We start from the raw sequence: 21719 nt of genomic DNA on the forward strand, positions 1-21719 counted from the left end.
CGCCGACGCCTGGGCGCGACAGGACTGGTGTCGGCGGCGGCGCCGCCCGGAAGTCTGGGGCGGGTCAGAGCTGGGCGCCGGAGAGGCGCTCCACGGCCCGCAGCAAGGCCGAGTGGTCCAGGCCTCCGTCACCCTGGGCGCGCAGCGAGGCGACCAGTTGGGCGACCACGGCACCGACCGGCAGGGCGGCGCCGACGTTGCGGGCGGCGTCGGTGACGATGCCCATGTCCTTGTGGTGCAGGTCGATGCGGAAGCCCGGCTTGAAGTCCCGACCCAGGAAGTTGTCCTTCTTGCGGGTCAGTACGGTGGAACCCGCCAGTCCGCCGTTGAGCACGTCCAGCGCGGCCTCCAGGTCCACCCCCGACTTCTCCAGGAAGACCACCGCCTCGGCGCACGCCTGGATGTTCACGGCGACGATCAGCTGGTTGGCGGCCTTCACGGTCTGGCCGGAGCCGTGTGGGCCGCACCGCACGATGGTCTTGCCGAGGGCCTCGAACACCGGCCTGGCCTGCTCGAAGTCGGCCTGCTCGCCACCGACCATGATCGACAACACTGCCTCGACGGCGCCGGCCTCGCCACCGGACACCGGGGCGTCCAGGACCCGGATGCCCTTGTCCCTGGCGGCGGTGGCCAGGTCGACGGAGGTCTGCGGGGTGATCGAGGACATGTCGATCAGCAGGGCGCCCTTCCGGGCGTTCTCCAGGATGCCGTCCGGGCCGTAGGAGATGGCCTCGACCTGCGGGGAGGCGGGCACCATCGTGACGATCACGTCGGCGTCCCGGACCGCCTCCGCCAGGGAGCCGGCCGCGGTGCCGCCGGCGGCGGCCAGCCGGTCCAGCTTCTCCTGCTCCAAGGTGAACCCGGTGACCTGGTAGCCCGCCTTGATCAGGTTCTCGGACATGGGGGAGCCCATGATGCCGAGACCGATCCACGCGATCTTGGGGAGGGTGTTGCTCATCGGATGCCTCTCTCGCTGCTCTGCTGTGTCAAGGGGGTTCAGCGCGCTTCGCGCGGGAGCCACTCGAAGGTCTCGGCGCTCGGGCGGTCGCCGGGCTTGTACTCCAGTCCGACCCAGCCGTCGTAGCCGGCCTTCCTCAGTCGGTCGAGCAGCTCCTCCAGCGGGAGTGAGCCCGTCCCGGGGGCGCCGCGGCCGGGGTTGTCGGCGATCTGTACATGGCCGGTCTTCGCCGCGTACTGCTCGATCACCGACGGCAGGTCCTCGCCGTTCATCGACAGGTGGTACAGGTCCATGAGAAATTTCGCGTTCCGCAGCCCCGTCGTCGCGTTGACCCGGTCGACGACCTCCACCGCCGCGGGCGCCGACACCAGCGGGTACGACGGTGACTCGGGCTGGTTCAGCGCCTCGACCAGCAGGATCGCGCCGATCCGGTCGGCGGCCTGTGCGGCGAGCACCAGGTTCTCCAGGGCGAGGGCGTCCTGCTCGGCCGGGTCCACGCCCTCGACGCGGTTGCCGTACAGGGCGTTGAGGGCCTTGCAGTCGAGGGAAGCGGCGAAGTCGGCGGTCACCTCGATGTTGGCGCGGAACCTCTCCGCCTCCGCGCCGGGGACGGACAGTGCGCCGCGGTCCGGGCCCGGCAGTCGTCCCGCGTAGAAGTTCAGCCCCGTGAGGTGGACGCCCGCGTCCTCGATCGCCTTCTTCAGGGCGTCGAGTTGGCGCTGGTCGGGGGTCGGGGAGTCGATCCAGGGCCACCACAGTTCGACCGCGGTGAAGCCCGACGCCGCGGCTGCCGCGGGGCGCTCCAGGAGCGGGAGTTCCGTGAAGAGGATCGACAGGTTGACGTTGAAGCGCTGGTCTGCGAATCCCATTCGGGCCGCGCTCCCTTCCGTATCAAGATTCCATATTGCGGAAGTTCGTTTCTGCTTAATGGAAGATTGCCGTCGGGTGTCGTCGCTTGTCAAGGGGTGCCCCGCGAGCCGCACGGCCCCGGACCGGGCAGGACTGCCCGAAAGTCGCGCCGCGCGTTAGGTTGAGCGCGTGCGATTGAGAGTGGAGTTCACGACCGAGCCCTTCGACCTGGACGAGGCGCCCGCGCACGCCCTGGCGGCGCGGCGGATCATCGAGGCAGCCGAACTCGACGCCGTGGACGTCGGCCCGTTCGGCAACACCGCCGAGGGGGACGCCGACCGGGTGCTCACGGCTGTGGACGCGCTACTGCGCAAGAGCCTGGAGGCCGGTGCCACCCGGGTCTCGCTCCAGGTCAACGTGATCGGGGGCGGGGAAGGGGAGGGTAACAGATGACCGGGGACGAGCCCTTCATCGCGGCCGTGAAACCGCTGGTCGACGCGATGGGTGGGGAACTGCTTCCACCGGACGAGGCCGGCCCCGAGGACGTCGTCCTGGCCTGGGAGGGGGCCGACGCCGTCGCCGTGCGCCTGCCTCAGCTGGCCGATTCCCTCGACCACATCCTGGCTGCCATGGAACGCAGGCGGGGGCGACCGCTGGCGGACCTGGACCGCAAGTCCAAGCAGGAAGTCGTGCGCATCCTGGAAGCCCGCGGGGCCTTCGCCGTGCGGCACGGTGTGGAGACCGTGGCGAGCGCGCTCGGCGTCAGCCGCTTCACCGTCTACAACTACCTCAACCGGGAGAAGGGGGCCTGATCGGCGAGGCTGCGCCGTCCCCTGGAAGTCGGCGGGCTTGTTACGCAGAATTTTCAACAAAGTGTTGACGTCGTGTTTCCGAGGGCGTTAGCTATCGGCAGCCCGTTCAGCACGAAGGCCCATCGCGGCCACGGAGGCTCCCGTGACGTCGACTTCCACGCCCTCGGGTCTGGCCCGGTTCAACGATCTGGAGGACAGCGCGGCCTTCGCAACCCTTCACGAGGCGTGCGCGTCCGCCGCATGGGCCCGACAACTACTCGCCGCCCGCCCCTACGCCACCCTGGAGGACCTCTACGCCGCCAGCGACGCCGCCATGGCCGAGCTGACGACCGCGGACCTGGAGGAGGCGATGGCCGGGCATCCGCCGATCGGGCGCCCCAGGCCCGGCGACCCGGCCTCGGCACGCGAACAGCGCGGCATGGCCGGCGCCTCGGAGGAACTCAAGGCCGAGATGCTCGAACTCAACCTGACGTACCAGGAGAGGTTCGGCCACGTCTTCCTCATCTGCGCCACCGGCAGGACCGGCGAGCAGATGCGGGACGCAGCCAGGGAGCGGATCGACAACGCGCCGGAGAAGGAGCGGGAGATCGTCCGCACCGAGCTGGGAAAGATCAACCGCATCCGACTGGCCCGACTCGTCGAAGAGGACGCCTGACACCATGAGCACCAGCACCACCACCTCCGTGTCCACGCACATCCTGGACACCTCCGTCGGCCGTCCCGCGGAGAGCGTCGCCGTTCACCTTTCCGCCCGGACCGGGCGGGGAACGGACTGGCAGGCGCTCGGCGGCTCCGCGACCGACGCTGACGGCCGGTGCAAGGACCTGCCGGCGCTGCCGGAAGGGACCACCCACGTACGGCTGGACTTCGCCGTCGAGCCGTATTTCGAGAAGAAGCAAGCCGATGCGCAGCAGGACGCCCCCGCGAATCGGGACAGCGGTGCGCAGTCCGTGTTCTTCCCGGAGGTGGCGATCACGTTCGCCGTGGTCCCCGGGGAGCACTACCACGTACCGCTGCTGCTCAACCCGTTCGGCTACTCCGTTTACCGAGGGAGCTAGCAGACACATGGCAGAAAATTCCCGCCCGGCCCGCCCTGTGGTCCTGGGACAGAACCAGTACGGCAAGGCCGAGAACCGAGTGGTCAAGATCACGCGGGACGGCGCCACCCACCACATCAAGGACCTCAACGTCTCCGTGGCGCTCAGCGGCGACATGGACGACGTCCACTACTCCGGCTCCAACGCCCACGTCCTGCCCACCGACACCACCAAGAACACGGTGTTCGCGAAGGCCAGGGAACACGGCATCGAGTCCGCCGAGCAGTTCGGTATCCACCTCGCCCGCCACTTCGTCACCTCGCAAGAGGTGATCCACCGGGCGCGGATCCGCATCGAGGAGTACGCCTGGGAGCGGATCGAGTCCTCCGACGCCAACTCCAAGTTCATCGGCGCCGACGAGGTCAAGCACTCCTTCGTCCGCAAGGGCCAGGAGACCCGCCTGACCGAGATCACCTACGACGGCGAGCAGTGGCAGGTCATCTCCGGCCTCAAGGACCTGACGGTGTTGAACTCGACCAACTCCGAGTTCTGGGGCTACATCAAGGACAAGTACACGACCCTCCAGGAGGCCTACGACCGCATCCTGGCCACATCGGTCGCGGCCCAGTGGCGGTTCAACTGGACCGACGACGAGCAGAAGATGCCCAACTGGGAGAAGTCCTACGAGCAGGTCAGGAAACACATGCTCCAGGCCTTCGCCGAGACTTACTCGCTCTCGCTGCAGCAGACGCTGTATCAGATGGGCTCGCGCATCATCAACAACCGCAGCGAGATCGACGAGGTCCGCTTCTCGCTGCCCAACAAGCACCACTTCCTCGTCGACCTGGAGCCCTTCGGGCTGAAGAACGACAACGAGGTGTACTTCGCCGCCGACCGCCCCTACGGCCTCATCGAGGGCACGGTCGTGCGCGATGGCTGTGAGGCCCGTATCCCGGTCGACATGACCAATCTCTGACGCGGGACGCGCGCCCCGGCCCCGTCACCGAGGCCGGGGCGCCGCACACCGGAGGGAACGAAATGGCACAGCCTGCGAACGGGGCCGCCACGGCACACCGCGACGGCTCGGGTCGCCTCCCGTTCCGGCCGATCGCCGTCAGCGGCATCCGTGCGCCGTCCCGGGCGGCACCGGACGACGGTTCCCGCTTCGTCGAGGCCGCCGCGGCGCTCGGCGCCGGCAGCGCTCCGCCGTCAGCGCCGGCCTTCCACACCGACTTCCCGGCCCGGGCGCAAACCCGGGCGCGAACCCCGTCCGGCCCCGCGATCGACGCTGACGTGCTCGTCACGGCCCCGTTCAACCTGTTCTTCCACCACCTCGGCACCCGGAGCCACCCTGCTCCGGCACTCAAATCCTCCTAGGGTCCTGCCGTGCCCTCCCCGTGGACACTCCCCCTCCACGGGCCGCCACCGAAAGACAAGGAAGCACGATGGCACCATCGGCAGCCCAGCGCATCGTCATCGAGAACTGCGCGATCGCGACCGTGGACGCGGGCGACACGGAGTACGCCCGCGGGCACCTGGTCCTCGCCGGCAACCGGATCGAGTCGGTTGGCGCGGGCCGTGCCCCCGAAGGCCTGGAGAACGTGGTGCGCCGGATCGACGCGAGCGGCCATCTGGCCACGCCCGGACTGGTCAACACCCACCACCACTTCTACCAGTGGATCACCCGGGGCCTGGCCACCGACCACAACCTGTTCAACTGGCTGGTCGCGCTCTACCCCACCTGGGCGCGCATCGACGAGCAGATGACCTACTCGGCCGCACAGGGGTCCCTCGCCATGATGGCCCGCGGTGGTGTCACCACGGCCATGGACCACCACTACGTCTTCCCGCATGGTTCCGGCGACCTGTCCGGTTCGATCATCAAGGCCGCCGCCGAGATGGGCGTGCGCTTCACCCTGGCACGCGGCTCGATGGACCGCAGTGAGAAGGACGGAGGCCTGCCGCCGGACTTCGCCGTCGAGACGCTTCAGGGCGCCCTCGCGGCGACGGAGGAGACCGTCAGGAAGCACCACGATCCCTCCTTCGACGCCATGACGCAGGTGGCGGTCGCCCCCTGCTCGCCGTTCTCCGTCTCCACCGAACTCATGCGCGAGGGCGCTGAACTGGCCCGCCGGCTGGGCGTACGCCTGCACACCCACGGTTCGGAGACCGTAGAGGAGGAGAAGTTCTGCCACGAACTGTTCGGCATGGGCCCGACCGACTACTTCGAGTCCACGGGCTGGCTCGGTGCCGATGTGTGGATGGCGCACTGCGTCCACATGACCGACTCCGACATCGCCGCCTTCGCCCGTACGAAGACCGGTGTCGCCCACTGCCCCTCCTCCAACGCCCGGCTCGCGGCCGGGATCGCCCGCGTCCCCGACATGCTCAGGGCGGGCGTCCCGGTGGGCCTCGGCGTCGACGGCACCGCCTCCAACGAGTCCGGCGAACTCCACACCGAACTGCGCAACGCCCTGTTGATCAACCGCCTCGGCCCGCACCGCGAGGCCGCGTTGAACGCCCGCCAGGCGCTGCGGCTCGGTACCTACGGGGGTGCCCAGGTTCTCGGCCGGGCGGAACAGACCGGCTCGCTGGAGCCGGGCAAGCTGGCCGACCTGGTGCTGTGGCGGATGGACACGCTCGCCCACGCCTCCATCGCCGATCCGGTGACGGCGCTGGTGTTCGGCGCGGCGGCGCCGGTCACCGCGTCCTTCGTGGACGGCCGCCAGATCGTCGAGAACGGTCGTCTCCTCACCGCCGACGAGGACGCCATCGCCCGCTCCACCCGTCAGGAGGCCCAGCGCCTGGCCCGGATCACCGCCCAGGCCTGATCCACCACGATCCCCGGCGGTCGCCGCGTGCGGCCGAGAGCCGGAAGACTCCGGTCGGGAGGGACGGCTCCCGGCCGGGACCGTGAATCCGAGCGGGATTCACGGCAGCCGGCTCCGGGGCGCGCGCAAGCGCGCGCCCCGGAGCCGGTCACCGCTCACCGCGCATCGAACACGACTCGTGTGCCCAGCCCCCGTCACGGTCCCGCACGACCACACGCACCACCTCCTTGAAACCCACGTCGACGAAGACGTGTCAACCGACCGGAGGACCCGCCGTGGCCGCCCATCCTGTTGACGAAAAGCTTCCCGCCCTCAAAATGGCGACCAGCGGACTGCAGCACGTGGCCGCCATGTACGCCGGAGTCGTCGCCCCGCCCCTGATCATCGGCGCGGCCGTGGGCCTGACCGCGACCGACCTGACCTTCCTCACCGGCGCCTGCTTGTTCACCGCCGGCCTCGCCACCCTTCTCCAGACCCTGGGCGTCTGGAAGATCGGCGCCCGGCTGCCCTTCGTCAACGGCGTCACGTTCGCCGGGGTAGCCCCCATGACCGCCGTCGTCGCCTCCACCCGGGACAAGTCCGACGCCCTGCCGGTCATCTTCGGCGCGGTCGTCGTCGCTGGCCTCCTCGGCTTCCTGGCCGCCCCCTTCTTCAGCAAGGCGGTCCGTTTCTTCCCCCCGGTCGTCACCGGCTCCGTCATCACCCTGATCGGCGTGTCGCTGCTGCCGGTCGCCTTCGGCTGGGCCCAGGGACCCGACCCGAAGGCCGGTGACTACGGTTCGGTCACCTATCTCACCCTCGCCGGCGTCACCTTGGCCATCGTTCTGCTGTTGCGCCGCTTCACCCGCGGTTTCGTCAAGCAGATCGCCGTCCTGCTCGGCCTGATCGCCGGTACGCTCCTCGCCGTACCCTTCGGCGTCACCGACTTCGGCCCCGTCGCGCACGCCGACGTGGTGGGCTTCCCGACCCCGTTCCACTTCGGCACCCCCCAGTTCCGGCCGGCCGCCATCCTCTCGCTGTGCGTGGTGATGGTGGTGTCGATGACCGAGTCCACCGCCGACATCCTGGCGTTGGGCGAGATCGTCGAACGCCCCGCGGACGAGAGGACCATCGCGGCCGGCCTGCGCGCCGACACCCTCGGCTCCGCGCTCAGCCCGCTCTTCAACGGCTTCATGTGCAGCGCCTTCGCCCAGAACATCGGTCTGGTGGCGATGACACGGATCCGCAGCCGGTACGTCGTCGCCACCGCCGGCGGCTTCCTGGTCTTGATGGGCCTGTGCCCGATGGCCGCCTCGCTCATCGCGGTCGTGCCCCGACCCGTGCTCGGCGGCGCCGGCGTCGTGCTGTTCGGCTCGGTCGCCGCGAGTGGCATCCAGACCCTGGTGCGGGCCGGCCTCGACCGGGACGGCAACATCCTGACCGTGGCCGTCTCCCTGGCCGTCGGGATGATCCCGATCACCGCACCTGCGTTCTACCACTCCTTCCCCGAGACCGCGAAGATCGTCCTGGACTCGGGCATCTCGACCGGCTGCGTGGCCGCCGTGGTCCTCAACCTGCTCTTCAACCACCTGGGCAAGGGCCGCGAGGCACAGGACGCCACCCGTCCCGTGGAGGCGGGGGAGGAGATCGCCGCCGCACACTGAAGCGGTCGGGGCTGGTCGGGGCAAGGCGGAGCCGGGCGGGGCCGGGTAGAAACGGGCAGGGAGAGGGGAGGCGAACGCGAATCGCCCTGACCCGTCGTGGCACACCGTCTGTCCCCGGCCCCAGGCCGTGCCCGGGGGCGGCTACAGACCGAAGGGGGCTGGATCGGCCGCCAGTTCCTTGAACACCTTGCCCGGATCGGCGATCAACTTTCTCTCCTTGAGGTCCATCAGCCCGGCGACCGCGGTGATCTCGGCCGCCACCGTGCCGTCCGCCCTGCGCACCTCCTGGCGGATGCGGAAGGTTTTGCCACCACCCCATTCGAACGCGCACGTCACGTCGACCTCGTCACCGGCGAGCAGTTCCCGCCGGTAGCGAATCGTCGTTTCCAGCGCCACCGGGCCCACGCCCTGGGCGATCAGCCCGGTCTGGGTCACCCCGGCTGCCCGCAGGAGCGACCAGCGGGCGTGCTCCGCGTAGTTGATGTACACCGCCTGGTTGAGGTGGCCCTGGACGTCTGTCTCGTATCCGCGGACGGTCACGTGCACGGAAAACGGCTCGCTCACGATGTCCCCTTGTCGTGTACGGCTTGTCGGGTAGGACTTCTGGTGTCGGACTTCTGCTGTAGGACGCACTGACCCGCTGATCCTGACATGCCGTTCACACCCGGCGCGGCGAGGCCAGCAGGTACCGCACCCTCGTCCGCGGTTCGGTGTACTCACCCGCCTGCCAGCCCGCTCGCTCCAGCGTGGCCCCGCAGGCCGCCAGGGTGCCCGGGTCCGGCGCGTATACGGCCACCGCCTCCGGTTGCGCGGTCGCGCGTACCCGGTAGCCGTCCGCGTCACCTCCCGCCGGACGGTGTCCGGCCGCCTCCAGGGCGAGCGCCGCGGCCTGCACCAGATGCGTACGCTCCCAGCCGCACGGCCGGTCCACCGCGCCGTCGGGGTGGGTCATCCGGCGTAGTTCCAGCAGCCCCTGCCAGGCGCTGTGCACCTCGCGCAGCCGCGCCGGACCGGCCAGGGGAGCCCCCTCCTCACCTCCGACGCGGGGCGTGAACACCCCGGTGGACGGCGTGGGCACCTGTGGTTCGGGTACCGCCTCGCGCATGCGGTGCCCGGCCGGGGTGAGGAAGTGGTCGTGCGGCGGCCGTGGGTGCCGGAAGGCGAGCCCCCGCTTGACCAGTGCCGCGAGCTGAGCCTGAGTACCGCGCAGCCGGCCGGTGACCGGGTCGGCGGCATCGATCACCTGCCGCTGGGCGGCGGTCGGTGCTCGGGTCACGGCTCGCTCCTTCCGGGAGCCCCGGCTGGACGGGCGCAGCCGGGGAGACGGCCCCTTCGCAGGGTACGGCCCGCGTCTGACAGTGACGGGGCGGGGCATGTCGTTCGGTACCGGTGGGGAAGGTCCCCGCGGGGGGACGGCGCGCCGCCACCCGGGTGTCGCGGAGGGCCGGTTCGTGACGAACCGGGCTGGTGCCCGTATCCGGCTGCACCACTCGCATTCGGCTGTGCTGTGCCGCCCACATCCGGTCGTACCACCCGGGAACGGCCGTGCGGCCAGCGGCGATGGGTTACTGCGGTGGCCGAATGTTCCACCCCGCCACCACCGGCCGCCCGTGCTCCGTGCTGAGCCGGCACAACGTCCCCGTCGCCAGTTGGAACAGCGCCCCGTGATCCGGCTGCAGTCCCAGGCGACGGGCGGTGAGCACGCGCAGGAAGTGGCCGTGGGCGATCAAGACGACCACGCCCTCGGTGTTGGCGAGGGCCGCGTCGGCCTTGTCCAGCATCCGGTCGGCGCGTTCCCCGACCTGCTCCACGCTCTCGCCCGGATGCTCTGGGGGCCCGGGTAGGACCCCGTCCGTGAACAAGAACCAGCCGGGCCTGCGCCGGTGGATCTCCGTGGTGGTCACGCCCTCGTACCCGCCGTAGTCCCACTCGCGCAGGTCGGTGTCCACCCGTGCGTCGTGGATCCCGATGAGCTGGGCGGTCTCGCGGGCCCGCTGCAGCGGGCTGACGAACGCCGCCCCGATCCGGTGCGAGCGGATCAACGGGACCAGGCGCCTCGCCTCGTCCCGACCGTGCTCGGTGAGCGGTACGTCCGTCCAGCCGGTGTGTCGTCCGGACCGTGACCACTCGGTCTCACCGTGCCGGACCAGAAAGAGGTCACCCACGTCGAAGCCCTTCCAGCTCGCCTGCCAGCACGGTGTCACAGGCCGGCCGTGGTCCGCAGAACGGGCTGCGCCGGACGGCCGGTGTCCCGTCGGGGCCACACCGGGGAGGACGAACGGTGCTGTGAGCGCCGCGAGGGACCGGGGACCAGCTGCACACGGCCCGGTACGCGCCCGGACGACCACATGAGCCGGGACCGGGCCCCGCCGTACCGGCCGACACGGAAGGCCGAGGCCCGGCAGGAGCAGCGAGCAGCCGCCCGACCGGTGTGCCACTAGTCAGGCGTGCGCCGGCGGCGCGTGCGGCACGTCCTGCGCGAAGTCCTCCGGCCGTGCGGGGTGATCCGCGTGCCGGCGTGCGGAGGGACTACTGCCGGTACCCGCTGAGGAACCGCCCGATCCTGCCGATCGCCGCTTCCAAGTCGTCCGCGTGCGGCAACGTCAGGATGCGGAAGTGATCGGGGGAGGGCCAGTTGAAACCCGTGCCCTGGACGACCTGGATCTTCTCGCGGAGGAGAAGGTCGAGGACGAACCTTTCGTCGTCGTGGATCCGGTGCACCGTGGGATCGATGCGCGGGAACGCGTAGAGGGCTCCCCTGGGCTTCACGCAGCTCACGCCGGGGATCTCGTTGAGCTTCTGCCAGGCGGTGTTCCGCTGCTCGTGCAACCGCCCCCCGGGCAGGGTGAGGTCGCGGATGGACTGGCGTCCGCCCAGCGCGGCCTGGATCGCGTACTGGGCGGGTGCGTTGGCGCACAGGCGCATGGAGGCCAGCATGGTCAGACCCTCCAGGTAGTCCTTCGCATGCTGCCTGGGGCCCGTGACGACCAGCCAGCCGGAGCGGAAGCCTGCCACCCGGTACGTCTTCGACAGGCCGCAGAAGGTGAGCACGACCAGGTCGGGGGCGAGCGCGGCGGCGGAGTGGTGGACCGCGTCGTCGTAGAGGATCTGGTCGTAGATCTCGTCGGCGAACACCATCAGCCCGTGCTGGCGGGCCAGGTCCAGGATGCCTTCGACGACCTCCTTGGGGTAGACCGCGCCGGTGGGGTTGTTGGGGTTGATGATGACCACGGCCTTGGTACGGTCCGTGATCTTCGACGCCATGTCGGCCAGGTCCGGGTTCCAGTCGGCCTGTTCGTCGCACACGTAGTGGACCGCGCGTCCGCCGGACAGGGTCGTCGTGGCCGTCCAGAGAGGGAAGTCCGGTGCAGGGACGAGGATTTCGTCACCGTCCTCGACCAGGGCCTGTACGGCCATGGAGACCAGCTCCGAGACGCCGTTGCCCAGGTAGACGTCTTCCACGCCGACGTCGAGGCCCAGGTTCTGATAGCGCTGGGCGACCGCGCGGCGGGCGGAGAGGATGCCGCGCGAGTCCGTATAGCCGTGCGCCTGCGGCAGCATCCGGATCATGTCCTGGACGATTTCCTCCGGTGCCTCGAAGCCGAAGGCCGCGGGGTTGCCGGTGTTCAGCCGGAGCACGCTGTGCCCCGCCTCCTCCAGCGCGTTGGCGTGCTCGATCACCGGGCCGCGGATCTCGTAGCAGACCTCGCTGAGCTTGTTCGACTGTCGGAACTCCATGCGTCCCTCCGGAAACTCGTGGTGCTTGGTTTTACCAAGTGAGAGCTTGGAAAGTCCAACAACTTGTCTAGACTGCGTCGCATGCCACCTCGCCGAAGCTACGACCAGTACTGTCCCGCGGCCCGCGCCCTGGACCTCGTGGGCGACCGCTGGACCCTGCTGATCGTCCGGGAGCTACTCGCGGGCCCCCGCCGTTACACGGACCTGCACGCGGACCTGCCCGGTGTGAGCACGGACGTGCTCGCCTCCCGGCTGAAGGACATGGAACGCGACGGACTCGCCACCCGCCGCCGACTGCCGCCGCCGGGAGTCGTGCAGGTGTACGAACTCACCCCACGGGGAACAGCCTTGCTGCCCGTGCTGCAGGCCTTGGGGGCATGGGGCGAGGCCGAACTCGGGGAGCGACGGCCGACCGACGCGGTGCGCGCACACTGGTTCGCACTGCCGTTGCTGCGTGCCCTGGCCGATGAGGGGGCCGGCGCGGGACTGGTCGAAGTCCGACTGGAGTCGGGAGAGTTCCATCTGCGGGTCGGCAGCGCGGACGGACCGGTGTACGGCGACGGTCCCGCGCCCGGCGAGGCCGACGCGCGACTCGACCTGGATGCGGGGACGTGCGAAGCCGTGGCACGCGGGGAACTGGACCTCACCGCGGCCGTCCGGGCCGGACGCGTCACGGTGACCGGCGACAGCGCGTTCGCGAAGGCGCTGTGCGAGGCCTGACACGAGCGAAGGCCCGCCGGAGCGGCGGGCCTTCCCGGGGGACCGGTGAGCCGTACGGCTCACCCACACGGCGCGTCGGTGTCCCGACGTCGTGCGGTGCGGCAATCGTCAGGCGCCCGGTGGCACCCGTGAGGGCCGTCCCGAGCCACGCGTCAGCGCGTACCCGCCGATACCGGCGAGCGCGGCCAGCACGCCACCGATCGCGGTCCACACCCAGCGGCTGGACCACCAGCCGGCGGACCAGCCGTCGTCGGAGCCGAAGCTGGACAACACCGCCGGTGTCGAACCGTCCTTCTTCTCGCCGGACTTGACCGCGATGCCCGGGACGAGCGGCTTGGCCAACGAGCCGTCCACAGCGGCTGCGCCGCCGATGTCCTTGGAGTCGACGCGCACCTCGGTGCTCACCGGCTGTCCGAGATCGGAGGCGCCGAGGTCCACCACGGTCAGCCGGACGTAGTACGTACCCGGCAACGGGTCGTTGGCCCACGGCTCCGACCAACTGCGCACCGTGCGCAGCACACAGGCCAGCTCGACCGTGGCAGCGCCCTGCGCGACGGTGCGCGTCGCCGCGCCGTACTGGCAGGACTGGCGGCGCCGCAGCCCGTCGTACACATCGACCTGCCAGGTCTGCGACCCGTGGTTCCCGGGCAACTTCACCGTCGCCTTGACGGTGGGCCGCTGCCCGATGTCCGCGGGGAACGACCAGTACAGATAGTCACCGGTGGACCCGGACGCGGTGGCCTGCTGCCCCTGTTCGATCTCCGTCGCCGTACGGAAGGAGGTGCCCGCCCGAGTGGGTGCCGTGCCGTCGCCGGAGGCACTCGGGGACGGAGAGGAATCGGCAACGGCCGGCCCCGCGGCCAGGCCGAGCGCCAGGAGCGCAGCGCCCCACACACGTGTCATACGCATCAGTTCGTCCTCCAGACCGCGACCCGCCAGCGTGACAGCCACCCCCACAGCAGACCTGCCAGGAAGCCGGCCAGCACCAGTGCGCCGAGCAGCCACCAGCCGCGCCCGAGCCCGAACGAGGCCACGTCGTGGTGACCGGACGGTCCGTCCACCACGTCCACGGTCAGCTCCAGCGGCAGACCCGGCGTCGTCTTCACCTCCGAAGCAGCCGAGAACGACTGGGTGACCTGCAGACACACCGTCTCCGCGGTCGCCGCGTCGTCGTCGCTCTTCGGCCGCGGGTAGCGCAGGCCGGTCGAGATGACGTCCGTACGGCCGGTGCCGCCGGCCTCACCGCGCACGATCTCACGCCCGTGCACGGTCACCGCCCTCAACAGCACACCATACTGGGGGTTGACGGCCCGGTCGTCCGCCACGCTCACCGAGGCGCGCAGCTCCTGGCCGGGGTTGACCTCCACCTTGTACCAGCGCTGCTGCCCGAACTCCTCACGGTCGGTGTACAGCCCCGACGTGAGCATCGGCGCCTTCTCGCACCGGTCGGCTCCCTCGGCGGCCACCGGCGTGACCACTGGATCGGCCGCACGATCCACCAACTGCCCCACTCGGTCGGTCAGTTCCTCCTTGTGCTGCACGGAGGTGTAGGTCCCGCCGGTCGCGTCCGCGATGCAGCTGAGCTGATCGCGCGTCTTGGCGTCCGGCACCAGACCAAGGGTGTCGATGGTCAGCCCGATGCCCTTGGCGGCTATCTCCCGGGCCACTTCGCACGGATCGAGCGGCTGGCAGGTGTCCTCGCCGTCGCTGATCAGGACGATACGGCGGGTACCGTCACCGCCGCGCAGATCGTCCGCCGCCTTCAGCAGCGCGGGCCCGATCGGCGTCCAACCGGTCGGCGCCAGCGTGGCCACCGCCGCCTTCGCATCGGTCCGGTTCAGCGGGCCGACCGGGTAGAGCTGGGCGGTGTCCTTGCAGCCCTCTTTGCGGTCGTTGCCGTGGTAGTTGGCGCCCAGGGTGCGGATGCCGAGCTGGACCTCCTTGGGAGTCGCGTCGAGCACCTCGTTGAACGCCTGCTTCGCCGCGGCCATTCGGGAACCACCGTCGATGTCCCTGGTGCGCATGGAACCGCTGACGTCCAGCACGAGTTCGACCTTGGGAGCCGCCTGTTCCGTCTCGTCGGCCACAGCCGAGGACGGGAACGCGAGTCCCGCCGTCAGGGCGGCGAGCAGAGCGCAGACTCCCGCCACCAGCCGTTGTCTTCTGATCATCGCCGGATCCTATTGACCGGACGGGCCGCGCTCCAAAACGAGCGGGTTGGGCAGCGAGGTCCACAGGTCACCGGGACTGTCCGGGGACAAACGCATCAGGGTCAGCGCCTTGGCGGGCAGCGGGTCTTCGCGCAGTGCCCGCAGATCCGCGGTGTCCGGCAGGTCCGGCACGGCGGACTCCAGGGCCGCGCCGAGAGCCGGACCCGAACCAGCGGTGCCGGCCAGGGCGCCCGCCACCAGAGAGCCGAACAGCTTGCGCCGCAAGGCGGTTTCGTCGTCGGTGATCAGACGGCCCGTGAGGTCCGGCGGGGTCAAGCCGTGGTGGGCCAGACGGGCGGGACTGATCCGGATATCGGCCAGGTCGCGGTAGACCAGGCGCACGGGTTCACCACCGGCCGACAGGATCACCAGGAGATTCTGGCCGTGCGCCTCCAGCGCCACGCCCAGTTCCAGCAGACGCAGGCCGACGGTGAGCGCAAGGCGCGTGAAGGCCGCGAGCCAGGCGGGGGAGGAGGGGAGGGCCGTGGTGGTGAGCGCGGCCACCGGCAGGACCCGCTCGCCCGGTGCCGCGTACACCTCGGGCGACTCCCTGAGCAGTGCGGCCAGGTCCGGCGAGTGGGCGGACACCGCCCCCAACGTGTGCGTGACGTGCAGGAGTCCGTCTGTGCGGGCGGCCAGCGCGGCTCCGAGAGCCGAGAGGTCCGCGGACGCTCGGACCGAGTACCCGGAGATGTCCCGGACCGAGGAGGTCAGCCGGGTGCTCAGCGCCGTCTTCACGTGCGGGCCGCCGTCGGTCGGCGCGAGGGTGCGCAGGGACAGCAGAGGACGGGCCGTGCGCCACGGACGGCTGGACCGTTTGAGCACATGTTCTGCCTGCCAGGGATGCACGGGCAGCAACAGGTGCCCTCCGTCACGCAGTTCACCCGGCCAGGAACCCGACACCAGGCACTGGTCCGCCCGCACCGGTACCGTGCCCAGCTCCACCACCGGCCGGTGCTCCGGCCCGTACGCCAACTGGTCCGACACCGAGAAGTCGGTCCGGGCACGGCAGTTGGGGTGGAACGGGTGCCCGTCGATCACCCGCTGCTCCCATTGCCAGTCCTGAGCGGGCCACTCCTCCGGGTGAACCGCGTCCGCCCGCGACAGCGCCAACGACACCACACTGTGCGCGAGTTCGGCCGAGAACCCGGCTGCGTGCGGCACCGCGAGGTCCGCCACCAGCAGCGCCGGATCGTCGTAGGGCACACCGTCCAAACGTAGGTCGTTGACGTGCGCGCCGGTCGCGTAGGGATCCGAGGCCGGTCCGTGCAGGGCCCGGCCGTCGTCGAGCAGCAGGGCGAGACCGCCTGTCCCCCCAAACCTCCGGGTGACCCACGGCAGCGGCTCATGGGCGAGCGCCCGCCACAGACGGGTCAGCACGGCGGCGCGCGCCCCTGGTAGTTCGGCTGTGTACCCGGGAAGCAAACCGGGCCGGATACCGGCCAGTTCCCGGGCGACCTCGGCCTCGGTGGTCAACGGACGGTACACCATCGGCTCCTCGGGTACGGGTACGGGTACGGCAGCGGGCACGATTGTGGGGGACGGCAGACATACTGATCGCGACGGGACCCGGTCAAAGACGACCTCAGCAGAGACCGGCGAGGTCAGAAGCCGACCCGGGCAGCAACCGGCCAGGACAAGGACCGACACCGACCCGGGCAGGAACGCCACCAGGCCGAAGACCGACCCGGGTGGGGACCGGCCAAGGACAAGGAATGACCCGGGCAGGGACCGGCCCGGCCGAACACTGAATGGATCGTGTGGACCTCCATCCCTCCACCGGCACTGCCGGCCCGCCGTCCAGCGGCTCCGTCGGGCGACGCGCCGACGCTTACGCGGCCGCGCCCCTGCTCAACTGTCTCTTGCGCGAGGTGGCCGAGCCCCTCCCGGAAGCCGGCGAGCGGCGTATCCACCGGCTGCCGAGCGGGCGACTGCTGCGCGTGCGCCCCGGGCGGCGCCCCGCCGACCCCGAGCTGCACGCGGCCGGCACCTGGCACCGGGTCGGCCACACCGAACTGGTCAAACTCGTCGCCGAGGAAATGCGCCGGCACACCGGACTGCCGGGCGGCGACCTGCCCGCCGAGATGATCGACTCTCGGGACGCCGTCGCCGCCCTGCTCGCCGCCCGCGCACAGGCGACGCCGCCCAGGAACGCGTACCTGTACTCCGAGCAGTCCCTGCTCACCGGCCACCCCTACCACCCGGCCCCCAAGGCCCGCGGAGGCGGCCCGGTCGGCTCCTGGCTGCCCTACGCCCCCGAGGCCCATGCGTGCTTCCCGCTGGCGCTGCTGGGCGTTCGCGAGGACCAGGTGGCCGAGGAGGGCGACACCAGCGCACTGGACGCCCTCGGCTCGGCACCGCCCGGCTACCGGCTGCTGCCCGCGCATCCCTGGCAACTCGGCCTCGTCGCCCGCGAACTCGCCCCCGCCTTCGCCGACGGCCGCCTGCTCCGGCTCGGCACCACCCCCTACCCCGCCTGGCCCACGGCGGCGGTCCGCACGGTGTACGAGCCCCGGCGCGATCTGTTCCTGAAGTTCAGCCTGGACGTCCGCATCACGAACGACATCCGCCGGCTGTGGCGGCACGACCTGCGGAAACTGCGCCGGACCGACACCACCGTCCAGCAAGCCTTCGCCACCATGGGACCGTCCGTGCCCGCGTCCTGGCTGAGCGACCGGGGCTACCGCACGGCCGCCTTCGCCTTCGAGGAACTCGCCGTCCTCGTCCGGGACGGCCTGCACGGCCATCTACTGCCGGGCGCCACCGCGTTGCTCGCCGCGAGCCTCGCGGAGGGCTTCGACGGCAGCCCGCATGCCACCGCGGCCGATCCCCTGGCCTGGTGGGAGGCGTACCTGCGGCAGGTCGTCCCGCCCGCCCTGACCGCGTTCAGCGACCACGGGGTCGTCCTGGAGGCCCATCTGCAGAACACCCTCGTCGCCGTGGACGCCGCCGGTACGCCCGTGCAGGCACTGTTCCGGGACGCCGAGGGGGCCAAGCTGCTGACGGACGTCTCGCGCGCCGCCGGCTGGGAGCGACTGGTGTACTGCCTGGTCGTCAACCACCTCAGCGAGATCGCGGCCACTCTCGCCGAAGACCACCCCGGCCTGGATCCGTGGCCCGCCGTCCGCCGTGAACTCGCCCGGCACGACCTGCCCGAGATCCCGGCCCTGCTGGCCTCGCCCACCCTCCCCGGCAAGACCAACCTGCTGCTGCGCTGGACGGGCGCGGACGGCGCGGACGCCCGCTACCAGCCCGTGCCGAATCCCCTGGCCGGTGCCTGACCTGTCCCTGGCCGGTGCCTGACCTGTCCCTGTCCGGCCGCCCCCTGCTGCCGGTCCCTGTTCGTCCGCGTTCTGCCGCCGGCCCGCGCTCGCACCCGGCCCGCGCCCTGCCGCCGACGTGTGTCCTGCCGACGTGTGTCCTGCCATCCGCCGGCTGCCGTCGCCATGGGCGGCGGGGCGCAGGCCATCCGGTCACCGAACCGCGGACAGCACACCGAGTGACCGCGGGCCATGGCCGGAGCCGTCACTGCCAGAGGGCGCGCCGCAGTTCCAGGCCGTCGAGGATCAGGTCGAGGCCGATGGCGAACTCGTCGGCGTAGGCGTATCCGGGCTTCATGGTGTGGCCGACGATCATCTCGGTGAGGTGCGGGAAGTCGCCGGGGGACATCGTGCCCAGGACGGCCTCGGCCAGTTCGTCGAGATCGCCGCCGGACGACTCGAACGGCAGGCTGGTCTCCTGCAGCGCGAATCCGTAGACGTAGCTGTCCAGCACCGAGAACGCGTGCGCCGCACCCGCGACGCCGAAGCCGCCCGACCGCAGGGCGCCGATGACCGCGTCGTGGTGGCGCAGCGTCCCCGGACCGGGGTTGGCGCGCGACTCCATGAGGCCGATCGCCCAGGGGTGACGGGCGAGTGCGGCGCGCATCGAGACCGCCCGCTGCCGCATGGCGGCCTTCCAGTCGAGCCCGGCCGGCGGGAGGTCGACCTCGTCGAAGACCGCGTCGACCATGCCGTCGAGGATCGCCTCCTTGTTGGCCACGTGGTGGTACAGCGACATGGCCTCGACGCCGAGGCGCTCGGCGAGCCTGCGCATGGTCAACGCGCCCACGCCCGCCTCGTCGGCCAGGTCCACCGCCGCGCGGAGCACCGACTGCCTGCTCAGCGGCTGGTCCCGGTGGCGTGCCGGGGTGCGGGATTCACGGGCGGCCAATGGCGTTCCCTTCGCTTGGATTCTCGAAAGGCGGTTCAGAGCCCTTGATCACCTTACCGCGTAAGGTAGCCTTACAACGTAAGGACAGCGTGTCGGACGACAACCCAGGAGGAACACGTGGATCCGGTGAGGCGGGACGGTGCTCGCACAGCGGGCACACCGAGGAAGGTCTGCATCGTCGGAGCGTCCGGCAGGCTCGGGCGCTACATGGTCCGGCACGCGCTGGAGCGGGGCTACGAGGTGGTGGGCGTCTGCCGGGAGCAGAGCGTGGGCAAACTCGCCGAGTTCGAGGGCCGCATCACGGTCGTGCCCGGGGCGACCGACGACCGGGCGGTGATCGCACGGGCCGTCGACGGGTGCGACGCGGTGCTCACCGTGCTGGCTCCTTGGGGGATGAACCACTACGCCTCCGGCACGGCCCAGGCCGTACTCGACCACGCCGCTCCGGACGCCCGGCTGGTCTTCTCCTGCGGGTGGCACATCACGCGCGACGGCAAGGACGTGTACCCGCTCAGACTCAGGGCGTTCGTGGCGGCCTTCGGACGGCTGGCGAAGCTCGCCAGGCTCGTGGACCTGGACGACCAGGTGGAGGCGTGCCGCAGGATCTTCGCCAGCGACACCCGCTGGACCGTGGTGCGCGGCAGCGACCTGGAGGAGGGCGAGAGCCAGGGGCTGCCCGTCTGGAGCCGGCACGTGGGCGACCCGGTCCTGGCGAGCAACCTGACGCGCCGTGTGGACTTCGCCCTGTTCATGGTCGAGGCACTGCGCAACGACGAACTCGTCCGGCAGGCACCGGCGATCGTGGGACGGCTCAGCCCCTCCGCGCTCGCCCACGCGCCCGCGGACCAAGCGGCCTGAACCGCACATGTGCCGTCGCTCCTCCCGGCCCGTGCACCCGGGCCGGACCGAGCACCGACCGGACGCCGACCGGCCACAGAACCGTGGTGCGGCACGATCGCACCACGGTGGCCGGGTCGTCGATACACCTCACCGAGTTGGCCAGGGGCCGGTACGGCCATGAACATGACTGGATGACTGACCACCGCTAGGCTGGCCTGGCCCATCTCGCCCTCGGTGGAACACTTTTGACCCATGGGCGGCACCGCTGCGATCGCTACGTCGGCCAAGTCCATCGTCGGAACACGCACGGGGACGCCATGGACGGCGCAGCCTCGACCGCGCGGTCCGTCGAAGGGCCCATGCGCTGGGGTTACTTGCTCGTGTGTGGAGTTCGGCTGCTGCGGCTTGCGCTGGCCGTCCGTGAGTGCCGGACGCTCACATGAAACCGGCCCTGCCCCCTACTCTGGCAGTGACGAAGCTGCTAGGAGGGGCAAGGCCGTGATGTCCTCAGATGTTACCCCGGACCCGTGCGCCGATCCGCTGAGGTTTGGTCAGAGAGTGCAGATCCTGCGTGAGCGTCGAGGGATGACCCAAACCCAGGTCGCTGATCTCCTTGGTGTCTCGCCGCATACCTACCGCAAGATCGAGAATGGCCAGCAGAAAGCACCAGGCCTGGAATCAGTGCTCCGCATCGCTGAGATTCTCCGGGTCCGTGACCTGGCCGACCTCACGGGCAGGCCGGAGGCACAGGTGGCACTATTCGTCGGCCCGGGGCACCCGCGGCTCGCAGCCGTGAAGGCCGCGATCGACTCGTTTCCACTCACCACCGTCGTGGAACCGCCACCCGTTGCGCACCTGGAGGCTCGGATGCACGCCGCGTGGAAGGCCCGGCATGCGTCGAAGAATCACAGGGAGGCCATCGGCAAGCTGCTGCCCGACCTGATCCGGGACGCCCAGGCCCTCGTACGGCAGGCCGACAGCGCCGCGGAACGGCGACGGACGCAGGCCCTCCTCGCCCAGACGTACTCGCTCTCGCAGTTCTTCATCGCCTACCAACCCGACAGCTCCTTGCTGTGGCGCGTGGCTGAGCGGGGCATGGTTGCCGCCCAGGACAGCGAGGACCCGCACACGATCGGTGTGGCGGCCTGGCTCCTGGCACAGGCGCATCGCGATACCGGCCCCCGCCACTACGATGCTGCGGACGCCGTCAACCTGGAAGCCGTCCGCTACCTGGAACCCTTGCTGCCCGACGCGAGCGACGATGTCCTTGCCATCGCAGGCGCCTTGCAGTTCGAACTCGGGTACACCGCGGCGCGCCGCCTGGAGACCGGCACGGCATGGCGGCACTGGGACAAGGCGAACGACATGGCCACCCGGCTGCCGGCCGACTACTACCACCCCGTCACCTCGTTCTCACGCGCTGTGATGGGCGCCCACGCGGTCACCGTGGCAGTCGAGCTGCGCCAGGGTGGCGAGTCCGTTCGGCAAGCGGCCCGTGCCGACGATTACGTCATCGAGTCCAGGCCGCGCCGGGCCCGGCACAGGATCGAGGAGGCCCGGGGATTCCAGTTGGATGGCCAGCCGGATGCGGCGCTGGCGTCGCTGGGTAAGGCGTTCGAAGCCGCACCGGAGACGATCCGATACAACGGGTACGCGAAGACGATCCTCTTGGAGAGTATCGAGTCCACTCAGGCACCACGTCGGCGTCGCGCGGCAGAACTGGCCGAGAAGGTAGGCCTTCTCGCTGCCTGAGCGTAGCGACCGAATTACGGTCGGCGGTCGTCGAAGGACGCCCCTACGGTCGAAGCGTCGGACCCCGGCGAGGTGGTGAGACACCTCCCGGGGCATGGCCAACGCTACGTAGGAGCG

Annotated in this window: 22 protein-coding genes; 12 read left to right on the forward strand and 10 right to left on the reverse strand. The window is 70.5% G+C overall.

Annotated features, from left to right (window positions below; all coding sequences use genetic code 11):
* Positions 1-64: 64 nt before the first annotated feature.
* Positions 65-958 carry a 2-hydroxy-3-oxopropionate reductase gene (locus LK06_RS27375; RefSeq protein ID WP_039648352.1) on the reverse strand — a complete coding sequence of 298 codons (894 nt, stop codon included), beginning with the start codon at positions 956-958 and terminating at the stop codon, positions 65-67.
* 38 nt (positions 959-996) lie between these two features.
* The gene (locus LK06_RS27380) at positions 997-1827 is read right to left on the reverse strand and encodes a TIM barrel protein (protein WP_039648350.1); all 831 of its coding nucleotides are present in this window, start codon (positions 1825-1827) and stop codon (positions 997-999) included.
* Between the two features lie 169 nt (positions 1828-1996).
* On the opposite strand from LK06_RS27380, the gene LK06_RS27385 reads away from it, so the two are divergent.
* The 8 genes from LK06_RS27385 to LK06_RS27420 all read left to right on the forward strand — a co-directional run bounded on the left by LK06_RS27385 (position 1997) and on the right by LK06_RS27420 (position 8130).
* Entirely contained in the window at positions 1997-2260 is a 264-nt protein-coding gene (locus LK06_RS27385; protein WP_039648348.1) for a YkoF family thiamine-binding protein, read from the forward strand.
* Positions 2257-2619 (forward strand): helix-turn-helix domain-containing protein, encoded by a 363-nt coding sequence (locus tag LK06_RS27390; RefSeq protein WP_039648346.1) that lies wholly within the window; start codon positions 2257-2259, stop codon positions 2617-2619. The genes LK06_RS27385 and LK06_RS27390 overlap by 4 nt, the downstream gene beginning before the upstream one ends.
* 142 nt (positions 2620-2761) lie before the next feature.
* Positions 2762-3274: a 2-oxo-4-hydroxy-4-carboxy-5-ureidoimidazoline decarboxylase gene (uraD, locus tag LK06_RS27395; protein ID WP_039648345.1), complete on the forward strand. Its 513-nt coding sequence runs from the start codon at positions 2762-2764 to the stop codon at positions 3272-3274.
* Between the two features lie 4 nt (positions 3275-3278).
* Entirely contained in the window at positions 3279-3677 is a 399-nt protein-coding gene (gene uraH, locus LK06_RS27400; RefSeq protein WP_039648343.1) for a hydroxyisourate hydrolase, read from the forward strand.
* 7 nt (positions 3678-3684) lie between these two features.
* Positions 3685-4632 carry a factor-independent urate hydroxylase gene (gene pucL / locus LK06_RS27405; RefSeq protein WP_043434781.1) on the forward strand — a complete coding sequence of 316 codons (948 nt, stop codon included), beginning with the start codon at positions 3685-3687 and terminating at the stop codon, positions 4630-4632.
* 62 nt (positions 4633-4694) lie between these two features.
* Positions 4695-5033, forward strand: a complete 339-nt coding sequence (locus tag LK06_RS27410; protein WP_039648339.1) for a hypothetical protein — start codon at positions 4695-4697, stop codon at positions 5031-5033.
* Between the two features lie 68 nt (positions 5034-5101).
* The gene (locus LK06_RS27415; protein ID WP_043408248.1) at positions 5102-6487 is read left to right on the forward strand and encodes an 8-oxoguanine deaminase; all 1386 of its coding nucleotides are present in this window, start codon (positions 5102-5104) and stop codon (positions 6485-6487) included.
* A 275-nt stretch (positions 6488-6762) separates the two neighbouring features.
* A complete protein-coding gene (locus LK06_RS27420) occupies positions 6763-8130 on the forward strand; it encodes a nucleobase:cation symporter-2 family protein (protein WP_043408246.1) in 1368 nt (455 codons plus the stop codon).
* Positions 8131-8271: 141 nt separating this feature from the next.
* Here the strand turns inward: LK06_RS27420 and LK06_RS27425 are convergent, their stop codons facing one another.
* From LK06_RS27425 to LK06_RS27440, 4 genes are all read right to left on the reverse strand, one after another.
* Complete coding sequence (locus tag LK06_RS27425) at positions 8272-8694, reverse strand: acyl-CoA thioesterase (RefSeq protein WP_039648334.1); 423 nt, start codon at positions 8692-8694, stop codon at positions 8272-8274.
* Between the two features lie 94 nt (positions 8695-8788).
* On the reverse strand, positions 8789-9406 hold the full coding sequence (locus LK06_RS27430; RefSeq protein ID WP_039648332.1) for a hypothetical protein: 618 nt from the start codon (positions 9404-9406) through the stop codon (positions 8789-8791).
* Between the two features lie 289 nt (positions 9407-9695).
* Positions 9696-10295 (reverse strand): histidine phosphatase family protein, encoded by a 600-nt coding sequence (locus tag LK06_RS27435; RefSeq protein ID WP_039648581.1) that lies wholly within the window; start codon positions 10293-10295, stop codon positions 9696-9698.
* Between the two features lie 364 nt (positions 10296-10659).
* A complete protein-coding gene (locus LK06_RS27440; protein WP_039648330.1) occupies positions 10660-11868 on the reverse strand; it encodes a pyridoxal phosphate-dependent aminotransferase in 1209 nt (402 codons plus the stop codon).
* An 81-nt stretch (positions 11869-11949) separates the two neighbouring features.
* On the opposite strand from LK06_RS27440, the gene LK06_RS27445 reads away from it, so the two are divergent.
* On the forward strand, positions 11950-12588 hold the full coding sequence (locus tag LK06_RS27445) for a winged helix-turn-helix transcriptional regulator (protein ID WP_039648328.1): 639 nt from the start codon (positions 11950-11952) through the stop codon (positions 12586-12588).
* Between the two features lie 108 nt (positions 12589-12696).
* On the opposite strand, the gene LK06_RS27450 is transcribed toward LK06_RS27445, so the two are convergent.
* From LK06_RS27450 to LK06_RS27460, 3 genes are read right to left on the reverse strand one after another with little or no spacing between them, the layout of a single operon-like run.
* Positions 12697-13497, reverse strand: coding sequence for a hypothetical protein (locus LK06_RS27450; protein ID WP_039648580.1), 801 nt, complete (start codon positions 13495-13497; stop codon positions 12697-12699).
* Positions 13497-14759: a VWA domain-containing protein gene (locus LK06_RS27455; protein WP_043408242.1), complete on the reverse strand. Its 1263-nt coding sequence runs from the start codon at positions 14757-14759 to the stop codon at positions 13497-13499. The genes LK06_RS27450 and LK06_RS27455 overlap by 1 nt, the downstream gene beginning before the upstream one ends.
* A gap of 9 nt (positions 14760-14768) precedes the next feature.
* Entirely contained in the window at positions 14769-16289 is a 1521-nt protein-coding gene (locus tag LK06_RS27460) for an IucA/IucC family protein (protein WP_275673703.1), read from the reverse strand.
* A 260-nt stretch (positions 16290-16549) separates the two neighbouring features.
* Here LK06_RS27460 and LK06_RS27465 point away from each other — a divergent pair, with 260 nt between their 5' ends.
* Complete coding sequence (locus LK06_RS27465) at positions 16550-18079, forward strand: IucA/IucC family protein (RefSeq protein ID WP_039648324.1); 1530 nt, start codon at positions 16550-16552, stop codon at positions 18077-18079.
* A 244-nt stretch (positions 18080-18323) separates the two neighbouring features.
* Here the strand turns inward: LK06_RS27465 and LK06_RS27470 are convergent, their stop codons facing one another.
* Positions 18324-19010: a TetR/AcrR family transcriptional regulator C-terminal domain-containing protein gene (locus tag LK06_RS27470; protein ID WP_039648321.1), complete on the reverse strand. Its 687-nt coding sequence runs from the start codon at positions 19008-19010 to the stop codon at positions 18324-18326.
* A gap of 117 nt (positions 19011-19127) precedes the next feature.
* On the opposite strand from LK06_RS27470, the gene LK06_RS27475 reads away from it, so the two are divergent.
* Entirely contained in the window at positions 19128-19868 is a 741-nt protein-coding gene (locus tag LK06_RS27475) for an NAD(P)-dependent oxidoreductase (RefSeq protein ID WP_039648319.1), read from the forward strand.
* 483 nt (positions 19869-20351) lie between these two features.
* Entirely contained in the window at positions 20352-21602 is a 1251-nt protein-coding gene (locus LK06_RS27480; RefSeq protein ID WP_043434783.1) for a helix-turn-helix domain-containing protein, read from the forward strand.
* The last annotated feature ends 117 nt before the right edge of the window (positions 21603-21719 follow it).

Origin of the sequence: Streptomyces pluripotens (assembly GCF_000802245.2) — a bacterium.
Lineage (GTDB): Bacteria > Actinomycetota > Actinomycetes > Streptomycetales > Streptomycetaceae > Streptomyces > Streptomyces pluripotens.